Below are 16,280 nucleotides of genomic sequence, written 5' to 3'. Positions count from 1 at the left end.
GCAAGGTTACTTGAGATAATTATGCTTGAACCCATTATTTAGGTTATATATGAAATTATTAGTTCGTAACTTATCACGTGCCACTACTGAGCATGAACTTCGTACGTTATTTACGGCTCACGGTAAAGTCACCACCTGTAACTTGGTACTCGATAAAGAAACAGGCCAATCTAAAGGCTTTGCCTTTGTAGAAATGCCTAATGACATTGAAGTTAAAGGCGCAATTAAAGCGCTTAATCAAACCACAGTAGACAAAAGCAAAATCCGTGTAAAACTAGCGGATGCTTAATAAGTAAAAAATTGAGATGTTGGAAGTTAACACATACTTTCAATGTTTAACCTCAATTTATATTGCTCAAAGTTTTAGTTATAACGCTTTGAGCAATATAATTAATTGGGTTTATACCTGAGTCAAAATCTCCTTTAAGACCTGCTGCTTACTTACTATATCCTTGTATAAGGAAAATTGGTTTTTTGCGCGATCTAAGTTGTGTCTCTTATGCTTAACGCTAAAGTAATTATCACCATCTATATAATCAGTTAAAAAGCGTAAGCCAATCATAAAGGGCATTACTTTAGCACCTAACCAAAAGCTTTGTTTCTCGGCGGGCGTTAATACCCCCTTTAGTGGCTCAACATAGCCTTTCACAATCGCTGCAAAAATATCTTCACGAACACCTACCTTTTCAAGCGCCGTTGAATCTTCTTGCTCTGCAGAGCAAAATGTTCTGACCATATCGCCAAAATCATTAAGCCAATAACCAGGCATACAAGTATCTAAATCTATCACCGCTTTTGCATTATTAGAGTCTAAGCAAAATAGCATGTTGTTTATTTTAGTATCGTTATGGCACACACGAATAGGCACTTTTCCCTCAAGGGCATTAAGCTCATCGATAAGTGAAAGCTGCGACAGGCAAAAATCAACTTCTTCCTGACAATGAGCCAAACGTTTATGAGGATCGGTACTAACAACTTGCTTGAAGACTTCTGCACGCATGGTCAAGTTATGAAAATTGGGAATAACCGCATGTAAATTGTTCGCGTCAAAGTCTTGTAGCGCTTGCGCAAATTGACCAAATGCATTAGCTGCTGTTTGCGCCTGGCTAGCAGTATTAACCACATCTTCACTGTAACTGCCACCAATAAACTCAAGTGCTCGCCAAGTATCATCATCATTATTAACTAAATAGTCATTCTGAGTCGTCGCTACATGGCGTACTATTGCTAGATTGAATTCACCTGCTTGTTGTTTTTTAGTTAAGTGTTGCTCTATTAATCGCGCATTATCAACAAGTAACTGTGGTTTTGGAAACACCACCGTATTGAGCTTTTGTACAACCAGTGACCGCTTCGAAGTGCTTAATAACATAGTAGTATTTATATGCCCACTGCCTATGGGTTTTATGCTCGCATGCTTCTCGTCAAGGCCAAAACTCTCAGATAAATAAACTTCTATAGGAACTGTATTCATTTTCTACTTCACTCTTTTCGCCCAAGGCGATAATAATTTTTAACGCAGGTAGCGGGTTATTTAACATGCTAGATTGATCATATTTATAATAAAATTGGTACTACCATCTTTATGCTTGACGTAATGCGCACAAAGTAGCCGCAATGCTTGTCAGTTCTGATTTATAGGTAACACCAAACCAAGGCTCTTTTGCAGTGTATACAAATACAGGCTGTGCTTTTACATTAATAGCTTTCTGGATTTGATCGGGTAAGTAGTACTCTTGCTGAGTATTCACGTTATATTGCTGTAAAAACGTTTCAAAGCCTTGTTGCAAATAGTCAAAAAAGCAAGGGGTGATCCCCCAAAAACTCATCGAGCCTAGGGAGTTTGGGCTAATTTTCTCACGTAAACCCTGTGGGTTATCGCCAAAAATATGCTCAGACTGTTGTTGAATATTCAAATACTCGGTTACGGCAACAAGCTTTCCATCCGCAATATTACATACCCCACGATTAACACCACCGTGCTCAGAAAGAGTATCAATAATCGGATACCCTACCATTGCCCATTCAGCGCTTCTTTTAAAGTGCTCACTCAGTAATACAAACGAAGATTTGCCATAATAGTCATCGGCAGTGATCACAATAGCGGGGTTATTAATGTGGGCTTTGGCACACAGCAGAGCGTGACCTGTTCCCCAGGGTTTTTTCCGTTGGGCAAGTGTTGCTTTAAACTGTTCGGGAACCTGCTCAATGTGTTGCTCCACCAGCACCACATCAATATCACTAGGTAATCGGGGCAAAATAGTACGCTCTATTTCACTGCGTACCGCTTGGTTTATGATCAGCACCACCTGCGTCACCCCTGCAGCATGCGCATCAATAATACTCAGCTCCATAATAGTGCAATTTAGCCCTGGAATCTCTGCAATTTGTTTATTGCCACCAAAGCGACTACCTAAGCCACCTGCAAGCACAATTAAACTCAGTTTATATTTTTTCATTTAGAGTCTGCGCATTTAAGAGGGTAATTTATCAAGCCAAATTTGTAACCACGGCTCGGTGACAGGCCAAGGCTCAAAGTCTTCACAGGCATCAATTTCTAATCGATTACCTACAGGTTTAGCTTGTAAGTCACGTAGTAATTCATCAAAACTACGCCCTGCTGCGCAAAACGTATCACCGTAGCTTCTATCACCCATAGCCACGATGCCAAATGGCTTATTAGTTAACATTGGAAAGGTGCTATTAAGCTGATTATAAAGCTCTGCCAAGTTAGCAGGTATATCACCTTGGCCTGTTGTTGAGGTAACAATTAAAATATGCGATGCATTTTTTATATCTTCTAAATTTGGCTCTGCGAATACGCTTACCTGATGGCCGGCTTGCTCAATGGTATCTCTCATTTGCTCACTTAAACGTTCAGCACCACCGTACACGCTGCCTACAAAAATACTAATATGTGCCATTAATAATCCTTTTCTTCACTTGGCCACCCTAACTGTTTGCAAATACTCAACATTGCATCACCTAGTGGCGCTTTAATTATTATCGATTCATTACTGTAAGGATGTACAAAACGCAGTTCTGTGGCAAATAACATTAATCGCCTAAGAGAAAAGTGTTCTCTAAAAAACTGATTGTGCTGGTTATCACCATGGTTAACATCGCCAATTATCGGTAACGACAAATGCTTTAAATGGCGACGAATTTGATGTTTACGCCCTGTTTTAGGGAAACACTCTACCAAAGAATACCTAACTGTTGGGTATTTTCCTATAGGGATAGGCAACGCAGCTTGATGCAAACAGTTAAACTGAGTTTGTGCTTCTTGAGCATCTTTATTCTGATCGGCAAATTTATCAGCAATTTTGTCTAGTTCTTCTTTTAACGGTTTATCTAAAAAAACAGATTCAGGCGCAAATCCGCGTACCAAAGCTAAATAACGCTTTGAGATCGTGCCCTCAATAAACAGCTGATTCATATCACGCGCGGCTTCTGAGCTTAAAGCAAACAACAACACACCCGATGTCGGCCTATCAAGACGGTGCACAGGAAACACATGCTGACCGAGTTGATCGCGTAGCATTTGCATTGCAAATTGAGTTTCATGCTTATCTAAAAAGGAGCGATGAACAAGTAAGCCTGATGGTTTATCAATCGCTACATAGTTCTCATCTTGATAGAGAATGTTCAGTTCGCCGTATTCAACTGGCGCTGGACGTTCAGTCATCTGACTCTCCAAGCAATGAATCTAATTGCGTCAGCAAAGAAATAATCTCTTCGCTTGCGGGTTTGTCAATGAGTGTCATTTGCGCCATAGGAGCAATCGCAAAATTACGCGGTAACGGTTGTTTCATTGTAATAATCTGTTGAATTTTTTCTATAAATACAAACTGTAACCACTGTTCAAATGCAAGCGTATCATGGCAAAAAGGGACGCTTGAATGCAACAATGCAGAGTCAATCGGCTCATTCTGCCAAAGCTGATACTTTTTAAGTAGCGCAGTTAATTGTGTTAAATAGAGTTGGGTTTGCTCAGTCATAATCACCCTTTACTTTGTATATTGCACAATTATACCCTGTTCCCTCAACAGTCGCTATGGCGTATAATTAGCGTAATTTTGTAGTAAAAACAGTTGGAAATTCATGAGTGAACATATAGCCACATTAGGCCAGCTTTTAGACGGTGCAGGAACTCAATGGCGTGCTTTTGATATTGGCAGGCATATTACCAAGCTTGATAAACAACAATTTTTAGCTGTTGAGCAAGCACAAGTTCCTTACCCTTACCCATTAGCAGGCCATGCATGGCTAGCAATTCAATTTTGGGACAGTAAAGCTAGCAAAGAACCCTATGTGTGGTTTTTAAAATTCCCACTTGATGAACAAAGTAAACTCGTTAGTGCCAGCCGCGACCACTTTGCAGACATGGTAATTCAAGCACTAGGAACAGAAATTACCGGCGAACAAGCCGATGGCAAACTCGATAACAACCCGTACGTATTTACTCCTAATGCTAATAAATTAGCGGCGTTTAATGCACAAGTTAAAGTGTTATTAAAACAACCAGCCTCACAGTATTATGAGCATGCCCAGCTTTATTTTAGTGGCCAGATTGGTTTTGATAATTGGCAAAGTGTGGCACTACAAGGCATTGCTGATTTTGCTTATCGCCTCAACAATGCTGATAACTTAAAACACTTACACGCTGCGTGGCCTAATTTACCTGTTGAAGTATTACAACCATTAAGCGCAATGCTTGAACACATCGAAATACCACCCACGTTAAGTGAGTTAATGTTAAGTTATGGACAAACCGCCCTAAAGAATAATGATGTGGTTACGGCTTCTGCCGCGCTTCGCGCCATATCATCAGGGCAAGCAACAGGGCTTAGCGCACAACTGGTTGACTGCGCTTTAGAATCTACGCTTGGGCAAGACTCAGACATTTTATTAACTATTGCAGGTCGCTGCTTTAAACAATTAGAAGAGCCACAGCGTTTGCATGTATTTATGGATAACTGTGCGCACCATGAGAAAATAACTGAGTTATTTCCCAGCATTTTTGCAGATTTAGTTGCAATTCCAACTATTCGCCCACATTTATTAGCATTACTACGTAAAGAAAACAGAAGCGAGACGTTAGCTCGCGCAATTGGAAGGTTATTCTCTTAAATGGCTAGTTTATGGACGTTCATACTTATTGGGGCTGTAATTTATTTTTTTTGGCTAAATCGTAAAATAGCCGAAGCAGCGAACGTTCATGCCAAACGCCAAAGTGAGCAATTGCAGGTACAACTAATGAGTGTGGCTTGTAGCAAGCGTCGGTTTGGCATTTTAAAAAGTGGTAAACCGGGCATGAAAAGCGAATTTATTTTTGAATTTTCAAGCGATGGTGAAAATGCTTATCAGGGAGTGTTAATCATGGAAGATGAAAAGCTAAAAAGTGTGGTTGTGCCACCACATAAGATATAATTTTTGTAACAAAAAACCAAGGCGTAACCTCAGTTACGCCCTAATTGCCAACATCCTGTAAGGTATCCTTTACCTGATCCTTGTTTATCATCCACTGAACGAGCAAACTACCGTGTTAGCCCTCCATTGCATCCTGCAATATCCTCTTGCCGCCTTGGCCGTCCTGCGTAAACTAACGCTCCTTGCAATGTCCTATCGCATCATCCTTGGTATCCTTTAAATAGCTCCTAGCTATTTTAGTACTTCATGTACTTCCTGTTTCATCCTTGCATCCGTGTTAACTTGTCCTTTGCGCTTCCTGCTAGTCACTACTATGCTGCCTGATTCCATATCCATGGCATTAGCTCAGTCATTGAGCTATGTCGTTTTGACAAAGTAAAGTTTAAACCAAACGGCTGGGTATAATAGTGAGGAAAACTAAAAAATTTAATGTCACAAAATTGAAAAAACTAAAATAGCTATAAATAACAGAAGCTTGATGCTTATAAACGGATAAATAATGGATTTAAACTGACAAAGAGCACACTAATGTAGGATATATCTCACACCGGTGTGCCCGATTTGGAACATAGGCTTACAGATACGCCATTATGAACAACTACCTTTATTGAGCATTAGCAACTTTAAATAGTAATTCACCCTTAACTTGGTTAAATGAAAGTTGTTTAAAGTGCTCAAAGCCTTGCGATTTAAAAAATTTCGTATGCTCGTCACGAGTCACAAATACCGCTATACCAGAAGACTCAGGATTATCGTGTATTAAGCCATCTAAACCTTTAAGTAAAGTGCGACCAAACCCTTGCCCGTGAAAGTGTGGATCAACCGCAATAAACGCTAAAAAGTAATAATTCCCTTGCGGCTTTAAGGCGTCACGAATGGTTTTTTCTTTTTCAATTAATTGATTCGTTTGTAAATAACCTGCACTTAGCATCAGTTTTAATCGCCAATGCCAATAACGCTCAGCTTGTAATTGGCTATTTGACTCAAACACACAGGCAACCGCTTTTAATTTATCATTACGGTAAAGGCCAATTAAAGGCTGCTTCTCTTGCCAAAAGCTACTGAGCTCTTCACGAATAAGTGCACGTAGTTTTTTTTCATAATCGAGCGGGTTGTCTTCGTTATACTCTAGCAGAGTTTGTAAAATAGGATCGTTTTGGTATGCCTGATAAATTAGGCTGGCTGCTGTGCTTATATCCTCTGGTGCAATATGCTGAACACTAAAGGCGTCTGTCGATTCTGCTGTGGCTGTCATTTTATTTCCTTTGTTATTTTACACCCCCATCGTTACGCCAAGTAACGCATAAGGGATTAATTTTGAACTACAACGATGACCAAATGCTTATATAACTATATACCTAAGTGAGACAAATAAGCGAATTTACATTTTAGTTAGTACGCTCATCCACTGCATTGAGTCAGATCATGCTTTAGCGACTTACTATTGAGTAAATAAAGCATAGATTCAGTAAGGGTTAAACTGGCTAGATATACCATTCCCCCCTAGAGTTAATACATATTAATTCATTTAGGAGCATTATTATGGATACAACAAAACATACTATTAATACCTTGTTCGCCCAACTAGGACTGCCGGATTCGGATGCGCAAATAGATGCATTTATTGCCTCGCACTCCATTGCCGATACAACCTTGTTGCAAGATGCTCCCTTTTGGGATGAAGCCCAACAACATTTCATTGCCGAATCGCTAGCGGTTGATGGCGATTGGAGTGAAGTAATAGATGAATTAGACGTACGTCTTCGTCAAAAATAATTAATTTTATGGCGCATTTTAATGTGCCTTAGCCACTTTATTGATACCATACCCGCTCGCAGCGTCTATGTTGCGAGCTTACTTTATAAAAGAGTTATAATTGAATGAACGCTGCTGTATTTGAAGCTATAAAAGTCCTTCTTGATGAAGGCAAAGTTCCCACTGTTGCACTAACTAAAAGTCGTTTAACAACACCGACCCCAATGCCGGTTATTATTGCTGCGGTGAGTCAATATAAGAATAATCCTGATTCAATTTATAATTTAATGAAAACCCCAAAGCAAAGTGCCAGTAATGAAGGTCAAAACAGCTCTCAATTAGATAGAATTGAGCAAAAGTTAGATCAATTACTTACACTGCTCGCGCCAAAATAATTTGAGACTATAAATGTTTGTTGTTGATTTAACATTTGATTGCTACCAAGACACCACCTTAGAGCAAGCCGAGCAAGCAATAAACCGCTTGGTAAATGCATTACGTTTTAATGGCCAAATCATTGGAGAAGAATTTCCTACGGTGTTAAAAGATGGCTATTTTATAACACGCGTTATGTGTCCGACCGAAGACGCTATGCACCCTCTTAACAACAGTGCATTTGTAAAGCACAGTGTTGAGAAGCTTCATGGTGCTGGCTTGTTAGCACCAAAGGTGAAAATAATAGGTCAAGACATTCACTCAAACGGTGCCGATGGTTGTAAAGATCCCTCAAGCTATATTTTATATACTACGTATGTGCACACCTGCAGCCCGCTGTATTGTGGCGATGACTTTTTACCCGTTCCGCTATTTAATATTCCAGCAATTGCCAATGGCGATTATAAAACCCTGATTAAATGGCAAGAAGACTGGCAAGCGTGTGATCAAATTCAAATTAATGGCGCAACTCGCTGTGAATTTCCTGCATTAGAGGAAATAGCCAGCACACAAAGTGATTTGTATCGCCGAGGTAAAGATATAAGCAAACGCATCAGCTTTTTAACTAAAAAGCCTGTTTACTATTACTTATATCGTGTAGGTGGGGTCGATAAAGCCTCGGAGCTTAAGCGTAAATGCCCAAGTTGCCAAGGTGAATGGAAATTACCTGAGCCGTGGTTTGGTTTATTTGATTTTAGGTGTGAGCCGTGTGGTTTAGTGTCTAATATTTCATGGGATTTTCAATAAATCCCATGCTTAAGGTGCTATGTCTAAAACATCACACCTTAAAATTACCTTATAATTATACTGCCAACGACGCTATAAATTCACTGAGGTTTTTGGCGAGTACATGATGTGGCTTTTTACCTACATACTCTAGGCACACCTCACCTGTTTCCACTAATACCGTAACAAGTAAATCATCTTGATCAGTTAAACCAATAAAAACACTTGGCGCTTGCTTTAGCTTTCGCTTCATTAAAACATGACCCGTGATATTTTGTTGCAGTAAGTCAAAATCATCCTCATTCCACGCTTGTAATAATTCTATTTGATGACCATCAACGCTGGCTAAAATACTGCCAGCAAACATATGCCCATAAAACTGGTTAAGTTCATCAGGAAATTCAAGCTCTAATGCGTTAGCGAGATCTGCCAAAGAACCTGCAGGCTCTCTCACTATCGCTTGCCATTGAATCATACCGTGCTCATCGGCTGTGCCTATTTCACAAGGGCTTGGCCATTGCTCATCGTGGGCGATGAGTGGCTGCTTTTGTGTATTTTTGATGGTTTTTTCACTAAAGCGTTGGTGAAGTTGGGCTAATTGCATTGCAACAGACATACTGTGAAACTCATTTAATTTAGATATAATGTCCCCATTGTAACTATTTAAGAGCAAACATGACAGATTACAGCAATTCTCCCGATCTTAAAGGCAGCGTACTTGGTCAATCTACTGAGTATGTAGATCAATACACGCCCAGCTTGCTTTTTCCTATTGCTCGCAAGCTTAATCGCGACGCGTTGAGTATTAATGAAGCCGCATTACCATTCAAAGGCCAAGATATTTGGACCGGTTACGAACTATCTTGGTTAAATACCAAAGGCAAACCACAAGTTGCGGTGGCGATATTTACTTTCGAATGTCAAAGTAGTCACATTATAGAGTCAAAGTCGTTTAAGCTTTATTTAAACAGTTTTAACCAAAGCCGCTTTGGTAGTGTTGAAATTGTTAAGCAACATTTAATTGACGACTTATCAAATGCGGTAAACAGCCCGGTAAAGGTGACCTTATACAGCGCTGATGATTATAATTGTATTCCTTGCACACCGCTTCCAGGTGAGTGTATTGATGAGTTAGATATTGAAATAGATAACTACCATATTGATGCACATTCTCTAAAATCACAAAGCGATAAAGTGGTTAGCGAAACCTTGCATAGTCACCTGCTTAAATCGAACTGTTTAATTACTTCACAGCCGGATTGGGCCAGCATTATTATTCGTTATACTGGTGAGCAAGTGTGTCGTGAGTCATTATTACGCTATTTAATTTCGTTCAGGACCCATAATGAGTTCCATGAGCAATGTGTGGAGCGTATTTATAGCGACTTAACCACTCAATTGAATATTAAAGAGCTTGAAGTGTATGCGCGCTATACGCGTCGTGGCGGCCTTGATATTAATCCATATCGCTCAACTCATCATAACGATACCCCTTTTGCGGTAAAAATAAACCGTCAATAAGCTAAGCAAAAAAGGAGCCCGAGGCTCCTTTTTTTAATCGTTAAGTTGCTTAGTTGGCACTGGCATTCCACACACATCAATGTAATTATGGCTATACGCAAACCATTCCTCGCTACGACTACCTCGTGCTGAGATTAACTGTTTAAATGCATCTGAGTCTGTTTTCATTACTTTAAATCGGCTGCTATCGCTGCTAACGTCGGCTAATACTTGTAAATCTGTAATGGGGTTAAACTCGCTACCACCTTCAGGTGTGCGCGCTAACTGGTGAAAATGTGCCATACCTGTAAGTACTCGCCCAAATACGGTGATGTTTTTGTCTAAATAACGTGGACCTTGCCCTATGGTGACAAAAAATTCCGTGCTGGCACTATTAATATCGTTGCCGCGCGCCATTGCAAATACACCATGGCAATGAATTTGCCATGTTTGATCACGCGTTTCATTTTGCGCCACCGCAAAACCATTTAAAAACCCGGTTATTGGTGCATAGCCATCCCTACCCATTTCAGTGATCATAAGCGGCTTATTGGTGGTTAAATAAAACTCGGCAGGTACTGTGCTATTTTTGGTTTTAGTTAACTTTTTACCCGTGCTATCACCACCTTGAGCAACAAACCCTTCCACAAAACGATAAATATGAGTGCCCTGATAAAAGCCCTGTCGTGCCAATTTTTTAATATTGGCACTGTGTTTTGGCGCAAGCGCTGGATTGAGCTCAATATACGCAGCACCGGTAGGTAGGGTTAGTTTTAAAATATTCTCAGGATCTACCCATCGCCATTGCTCATCTGTTGTAGCAGCAATAATCTCACTACTGGTTAGGCTTTTAACTGGCGTTGATGGCAAAGTGCTTTGCTGGACACATCCGCCGAGCAAAGCCGACGCTATAATAGTGATTACGAATTTTTTCATACCTTTTCCTTTTTATTATTGGTATTGGTATTGGTAGATAAAGGTTAATCCCAATTGAATTTATACAGTATGTCGACATTTTGATACAGGCCACTGGTTATTTCTATATATAACTTCGACATTAGCTGATAACGCACTGCCACTTCACTGAGCGACTCAAATACCCCCACGCTATATTTAACCTGCAAACTCGGTGCTAAATAACCTGATATTTCTACCTTTGTTTGCTCGCCACTACCTTTAGAGCTTAAGCTCACATCTGACAAGCCAAACGATTCACCGACTTTAGACACTAAGCTTTCGCTTCGGCTCACTCCTTGAGAAAGTAGTAATTGAGTTAACATTGCATCCGTTGAACTGTCGCCATCTCCTAATGGTTGACCATTCAGCAAATACGCTAGGGCTTGTGCTTGGTCCATGCCCGGCTCTGAAAATACTTTTAAATTTGGTTGCTCAACACTGCCAGTTAAAGTAACACCTGCAATAACACCATCGGCGGTATTATTTGGGTTGCGAATGGCTTTAATATTTAAATGAGGCTTATCTATTGCGCCACTAAAACCAATTTGCCCGGTTCTAATTATTAAGTCTTGACCAAATGCCAAGTAAGTTCCTTCAATTAAATTAAGCTCACCAATGGCAATAATGGGTGAGTCTTGGCTCATTTTGATATCCATATCACCCACTACTTTAGACTCAAGTCCAAATGAGGCTACTCTGACATCATTTTTAACCGTTACTTTTAAATCAATATCATAGTTAAATGGGGCTTTTTTAGTATTTTGCGTAGTTTGATCCAAAATTATTTCATCATCACTAACCTGTACAGCCCCCTCTGGCAGCTCTTCAATTTCTATTCGACCATAAGGCACTACAACATCACCTGCCAGCTTAAGTGCATTGTCAGCTAAACTTATTTTTAACTCTGGTGATACTTTAAACACCACGCCTTGTTGCGCTCTTACAAAAAACTCACTGCCGACTATATTCATATTTACAGCTGGTTGTTCACCTTGCCAATCAACATTCCCCGTTAATTTTACCTGTCCGCCTTGAGGATCATTTAAATCTCCCTCAATGGTGGCGGTGGACTTATTAAACGCCACATTAATGTTCGAGTTTTTAAGGGCAACAGGCAGTTGTTCACCTTCTAGGTTGATATTCTCTATGTTTAAATTTCCCTCTAACAAAGGATCTTTTAGTGTGCCTGCTAATGCAACTTGCCCACGAATGGCGCCATTAAGCTGCTCGAACGTATTTAAAAATGGCTGTATATCAGACAATAAAATTTTATCAATTTGAATATTACCGTTAAGCGTTTGCTTATTTTGAATATCATCAATATCAACTTTAGTCGTTACTTTACCCAAAACACTCGATTCTATGTTAGCTTCTATTTGACCAACCTTAGCATCAGAAAAAGCGCTTATGTTTAGCGTTTCTATAGGTAGCTTAAATCGATCTTCTTCGTTAATAAGTACCGCGTTAAGCCCTGATGAATTTAAATTAGCGCGTAGAGTTTTAAGTGTGCCTGCTTGCCAATTAGCAGCAAAGTCTCCCGCTATATCACCACGTGTTATTACATTCTCTGGTAACCAATGTTTTAGCTCTCGCAATGCAAGATTGGCCAGTTTTACGTTAAGCTGGCCTAATTCGCGGGTTTGATTTAATCTATCAATACATAACTTACTATTACTCGATTGCCAACAATGCGCACTCACATCAAAGTCGCCCGTTTTCGAATCTATAGTTACAGCTATATCTTTAGCATTTTCAAAGCTAAGCGTTTTATCACTTACGCTAATATTACTGAGTTCACCTTGCCAAATCGCGTTAGCGAGTTTGCCATTTAGTTCAAACGAGGCAGCCCCAGCATCAGCATCAATAGATGCACTCAGTTGATGATCGGTTTTATCACCACTGCCGACTATTTCCACTTTATTAATTTGATGATGCATAACACGCGCTGAATCAAGACTAACGCTGATATCTGTTTGCCAATCGGTAGCGGTGTCTAACTGTGCTTTTAACGCCAACTTATTAATATTAATTTCGTCATAAATAAACTGCTCTAGCTTTAACGCTAAATCAACTGCAGGCGTCAACCGCTCGCCTCTTATACTTAAATCGGCTTTACCATTAGCAATAAACGGAAGCTTTGCATCATCATTACTTTGCAGCGCAATAGCCCCATTAATCTGCCATTGCTGATCAACTTCGCCTGTTAAGGTTAACCTGTTTGTGCCGCTGCTAAGGTTAAATTTATTTACAGTGGCTTTAAGTTCATCATTTAAGTTAAATTGAGCAGCAAAATTAAGCGGTACATCATTTAGTAACCCGCTTAATTGGGTGTCATCCATACTTAATTTCCAGCTATTTGAACTGGTAACAAATGCCCCTTTAAACTGCCCTGAAATATCACTGGTAAGTGTGTCAGTGAGGTATTGCGCTTTTAAACTCGATAGCGCGCCGCTAAAGTTAGCACTAACCCCATTTTGCCAGTCGATATTCGCTTGGATAGTAGCTTGGCTCTCATTCGCTTTAAGGGCTAAATTTTTTAAGTTTGCTTCGCTCAGTGAGCCATTAATTTGACTGTTAAAATTCACAGTTGGATAAGCACCTAACTGACTATTACCAAATAACGATAACTGATAATCGTTAGCATTGCCTTGCGCGGTTAATTTTACGTCGGTTATCTTTAACTCTTTACTTGCTGTTTCGATAATCCACTGCTCTAAACCGCCATTAACACTAAATGGATAATTTGGTTTTTTAAGATTAGCCGTAGCAGTTAGTTCAAAAGGAAATGATTCACTGCTTTTTATATCTACATTGAGCTTTTCTAAGTCTCCGCCTATTTGCATATTGGCATCATAGCCATGCCCTTTTAGGCTGATATCGCCATTAATTGGTAAGCGGCCTTTAAGCTTTGCGCTTAGTGCTGTATTAAGCTGCCACTGCTGATAATTTGCAGACAATGAAGCAACGTTAATCTCAGAACCTATTAGCTTCATTTGTAGCGCAATATTATTTATTATATTTTGCTGTTCGCCCTGCTTTACCGTGAACTGCACAATATTAAACTGTTCTAGATAAATATTGAGTGGCGACATAAATGCGATATTAGGTAATGCTGGTAACTCTGTAATTGGGGTAGAACTGGCTGTATTTTCTCCAGGCTGCTCTTTTAACGCGATTAAAACACTCGGAATGTTCACGTTTTTAATTTGAATATCAGCACCTTGTGCCTTTGCAGCAACCTCCACATTATTAACAACTACGTTTGCACTTGTGTGATTTAACACAAACTCAGTGACCGATAAACGCTTAAGTGCAATATTAAATGGCAAACTGATTTGTTCCAGCGGTTCGCTAGATGTATCAGGAGAATTAGATGACGATGCTGGTAAATTTAGTTTTATAGACCGAGCACTTAAGTTATCAATACATATACCATCGCAGTGCCACCAAAATAAATCTAATTTAAGCTGCTGAGCATCAAGTAATAAACCGTCACGCTCAAAGCGCAAATTAAACGCATCATTATATAAAAAACGCCCGTTTTTTATTTCAATTTTTAAGCCGTCAACTAACTTATTGGCGCTATAAGCAATTAGCTGGTTACCAGGAGCTGTAAAAACAACACAAAACAATGTCACTAATACAGCAACAACTAAGGTGCTAAGTGCTGCAGTGACTTTTTTAAATACAGACATTAAATTTCCGGCCCTATGGTAATACTTAAACGAGTGCTTTTGCTTTCTTTAGTGAGCCCCCACGCATGATCTATTCTTATTGGTCCTATAGGCGTTAAATAACGAAAACCAAACCCTGCACCTATTTCAAATTGCTCAGAAAAATCATTGGTCGCGGTCCCTCCATCCACGAACAACGCTGCTCGCCAGTTTTTGGCAAATTGGTAATTATATTCAGCAGTCGTCGCGATTAAATATTTACCGCCGATGCGATCCCCATTGTCATTTTCTGGTGAGATTGATTGATAAGCAAAGCCGCGCACACTTTGATCGCCACCAGCATAAAACCTTAATGAATATGGAACATTGTTAATATCGTCAACTAACATGGCCCCTAAGTTTGCTTTTAAAAACACAAGGTGCTTATTAAGATAAGTGCGCAACCATGCATGCTGTAATTGCACCCTAACAATATTGGTACTAGAGAGTACACTATCGAGACCAAACTCTGCCGATATAGACCACTGCTCTCCCGAATAAGGGGTGGTTCCTCCCTTCGATTGCTTTCGGGCATAACTGACACCTGGTAATAACATTTCTGTGGTGCGTTCTAGCCCGTCGCCAATCCGATAGGTTTCTTGCTCGCGCCTGATAAATGCAGTTCTTATCCATTTTTGCTCGGTGAGCCATTGCCTTTGCAACTGCGCTGTTAAAATTTCACTGTAAATATTGTCGGCTAATTCATCTTCGAGCTTATAGCCTGCTGATAAACGCCATAAATCATCATTCGGATTATTAACAGGGATGGTATACGCCATAGAAATATCTTGTTGTTTTTTTGCAATATTAAGATTGCTTTCTAGGTAATGTCCTTGCTCCGTGATCCATGGTTTACTCCACTTAAACCGTACCTTTGGACCCAGTTCGGTATTGAACCCGCCACCAATTTCGTAGCTATTCGCGGGCTTATGTAATACGTCCACTTTAATTGGCACTTGGCTGTTTTTTCTAGCTGAAATATCAGCGTAAACACGCACGCTTGTAAAATAAGGAGTGCTCGATAAATCTAGGTTGTAGTCAGCAATCTTAGATGCTTTATAGTGCTCACCCATTTCAAACGGGGCTAAAGAGCGAATATATTTTTCTGCTGGGCTTTGATTGGTAATTAACACATCACCAAAGCGATAACGCACACCACTTTCAATGGTAAAGGTAATAATAGCGCTGTGTTTTTTTAATGACACTTCAAATTTTCGGGCAGGCCATTTTGCGTCAAAGTATCCATGCTCCAACAAAACGGATTCAATTTTTTTATAGGCTGCGCTATACATTCCATGATTTAAAATATCGCCTTGCTTTAACTCTAAACTTTCAATAACTTGCTGAATTAATGGGTCATGTTTAGCTTCCCCGTTAACGCTAATATTAAGCGTCTCAATACGGGTTGCGGAGCCGCGATCAATAGTTGCAACAAGCTCACGCTCATCTTTATTAAAATCGATAGTCACATTTGAACTGTAATAACCTAATGCCTTTAAGCTATCTTCAACTTGCGATTTAGCGTAACGACGCAGTGAGCGCGTTGGTTTTTCACCCACTAAAGGTTTTAAATAAAGAGCAACGTTGTTTTCTAACTCTCCACTAATTCCTTTTATTTCATAATCTTCAATTATATTGTCAGCTGCAATAGCGAAAAAGCTCAAAAACAAGCAAAAACAAATAACGGATTTTAAAAACTGATTGAACAAGTAATCATCCTTACTATGTACCCATAAAAAACAACAAATTAACGACACAATA

The 16,280-nt window shown here is 39.7% G+C and carries 17 protein-coding genes; 7 read left to right on the top strand and 10 right to left on the bottom strand.

The features are described from left to right. The first annotated feature begins 49 nt into the window (after positions 1-49). Entirely contained in the window at positions 50-289 is a 240-nt protein-coding gene (locus CWB78_RS01370; protein WP_008109433.1) for an RNA recognition motif domain-containing protein, read from the top strand. Between the two features lie 111 nt (positions 290-400). On the opposite strand, the gene CWB78_RS01365 is transcribed toward CWB78_RS01370, so the two are convergent. The 5 genes from CWB78_RS01365 to CWB78_RS01345 form a co-directional block, all read right to left on the bottom strand. After that, the gene (locus CWB78_RS01365) at positions 401-1,474 is read right to left on the bottom strand and encodes a phosphotransferase enzyme family protein (RefSeq protein ID WP_138593984.1); all 1,074 of its coding nucleotides are present in this window, start codon (positions 1,472-1,474) and stop codon (positions 401-403) included. 109 nt (positions 1,475-1,583) lie between these two features. Continuing rightward, entirely contained in the window at positions 1,584-2,459 is an 876-nt protein-coding gene (locus tag CWB78_RS01360; RefSeq protein ID WP_138593983.1) for a nucleotidyltransferase family protein, read from the bottom strand. Between the two features lie 15 nt (positions 2,460-2,474). Beyond that, positions 2,475-2,924: a flavodoxin gene (locus tag CWB78_RS01355; RefSeq protein ID WP_138593982.1), complete on the bottom strand. Its 450-nt coding sequence runs from the start codon at positions 2,922-2,924 to the stop codon at positions 2,475-2,477. After that, entirely contained in the window at positions 2,924-3,688 is a 765-nt protein-coding gene (gene truC, locus CWB78_RS01350; RefSeq protein WP_138593981.1) for a tRNA pseudouridine(65) synthase TruC, read from the bottom strand. The genes CWB78_RS01355 and truC overlap by 1 nt, the downstream gene beginning before the upstream one ends. Continuing rightward, a complete protein-coding gene (locus CWB78_RS01345) occupies positions 3,681-4,001 on the bottom strand; it encodes a YqcC family protein (RefSeq protein ID WP_138593980.1) in 321 nt (106 codons plus the stop codon). The genes truC and CWB78_RS01345 overlap by 8 nt, the downstream gene beginning before the upstream one ends. Positions 4,002-4,104: 103 nt before the next feature. Between CWB78_RS01345 and CWB78_RS01340 the strand changes: the two genes are divergently transcribed. Together CWB78_RS01340 and CWB78_RS01335 are read left to right on the top strand one after the other, a co-directional pair. Beyond that, a complete protein-coding gene (locus tag CWB78_RS01340; RefSeq protein WP_138593979.1) occupies positions 4,105-5,133 on the top strand; it encodes a DUF3549 family protein in 1,029 nt (342 codons plus the stop codon). Beyond that, positions 5,134-5,433: a DUF3301 domain-containing protein gene (locus CWB78_RS01335; RefSeq protein ID WP_008109417.1), complete on the top strand. Its 300-nt coding sequence runs from the start codon at positions 5,134-5,136 to the stop codon at positions 5,431-5,433. Between the two features lie 604 nt (positions 5,434-6,037). On the opposite strand, the gene CWB78_RS01330 is transcribed toward CWB78_RS01335, so the two are convergent. After that, a complete protein-coding gene (locus CWB78_RS01330) occupies positions 6,038-6,688 on the bottom strand; it encodes a GNAT family N-acetyltransferase (RefSeq protein WP_138593978.1) in 651 nt (216 codons plus the stop codon). Between the two features lie 287 nt (positions 6,689-6,975). Between CWB78_RS01330 and CWB78_RS01325 the strand changes: the two genes are divergently transcribed. The 3 genes from CWB78_RS01325 to CWB78_RS01315 all read left to right on the top strand — a co-directional run bounded on the left by CWB78_RS01325 (position 6,976) and on the right by CWB78_RS01315 (position 8,370). Beyond that, positions 6,976-7,209, top strand: coding sequence for a DUF2789 domain-containing protein (locus CWB78_RS01325; RefSeq protein WP_010388246.1), 234 nt, complete (start codon positions 6,976-6,978; stop codon positions 7,207-7,209). A 104-nt stretch (positions 7,210-7,313) separates the two neighbouring features. Then, entirely contained in the window at positions 7,314-7,583 is a 270-nt protein-coding gene (locus tag CWB78_RS01320; protein WP_054202444.1) for a hypothetical protein, read from the top strand. A 13-nt stretch (positions 7,584-7,596) separates the two neighbouring features. Continuing rightward, positions 7,597-8,370: a Zn-ribbon-containing protein gene (locus tag CWB78_RS01315; RefSeq protein WP_138593977.1), complete on the top strand. Its 774-nt coding sequence runs from the start codon at positions 7,597-7,599 to the stop codon at positions 8,368-8,370. 55 nt (positions 8,371-8,425) lie between these two features. On the opposite strand, the gene syd is transcribed toward CWB78_RS01315, so the two are convergent. Continuing rightward, the gene (syd, locus tag CWB78_RS01310; RefSeq protein ID WP_138593976.1) at positions 8,426-8,965 is read right to left on the bottom strand and encodes a SecY-interacting protein; all 540 of its coding nucleotides are present in this window, start codon (positions 8,963-8,965) and stop codon (positions 8,426-8,428) included. Positions 8,966-9,024: 59 nt separating this feature from the next. Between syd and queF the strand changes: the two genes are divergently transcribed. Further along, positions 9,025-9,870, top strand: a complete 846-nt coding sequence (gene queF, locus CWB78_RS01305; protein WP_138593975.1) for an NADPH-dependent 7-cyano-7-deazaguanine reductase QueF — start codon at positions 9,025-9,027, stop codon at positions 9,868-9,870. Positions 9,871-9,903: 33 nt separating this feature from the next. On the opposite strand, the gene CWB78_RS01300 is transcribed toward queF, so the two are convergent. Genes CWB78_RS01300 through CWB78_RS01290 form a run of 3 tightly spaced genes read right to left on the bottom strand, consistent with a single transcriptional unit; the run spans position 9,904 to position 16,228 of the window. After that, positions 9,904-10,785: a peptidylprolyl isomerase gene (locus tag CWB78_RS01300; protein ID WP_138593974.1), complete on the bottom strand. Its 882-nt coding sequence runs from the start codon at positions 10,783-10,785 to the stop codon at positions 9,904-9,906. Positions 10,786-10,829: 44 nt separating this feature from the next. Then, positions 10,830-14,501 (bottom strand): autotransporter assembly complex protein TamB, encoded by a 3,672-nt coding sequence (gene tamB / locus CWB78_RS01295; RefSeq protein WP_138593973.1) that lies wholly within the window; start codon positions 14,499-14,501, stop codon positions 10,830-10,832. Then, positions 14,501-16,228 (bottom strand): autotransporter assembly complex protein TamA, encoded by a 1,728-nt coding sequence (locus CWB78_RS01290; RefSeq protein WP_138593972.1) that lies wholly within the window; start codon positions 16,226-16,228, stop codon positions 14,501-14,503. The genes tamB and CWB78_RS01290 overlap by 1 nt, the downstream gene beginning before the upstream one ends. Positions 16,229-16,280 lie beyond the last annotated feature (52 nt).

It is taken from the genome of Pseudoalteromonas sp. S1612 (assembly GCF_005887175.1).
Taxonomy (GTDB): Bacteria; Pseudomonadota; Gammaproteobacteria; order Enterobacterales; family Alteromonadaceae; genus Pseudoalteromonas; species Pseudoalteromonas undina.
This window is presented reverse-complemented; position numbering and strand designations above follow the sequence as displayed.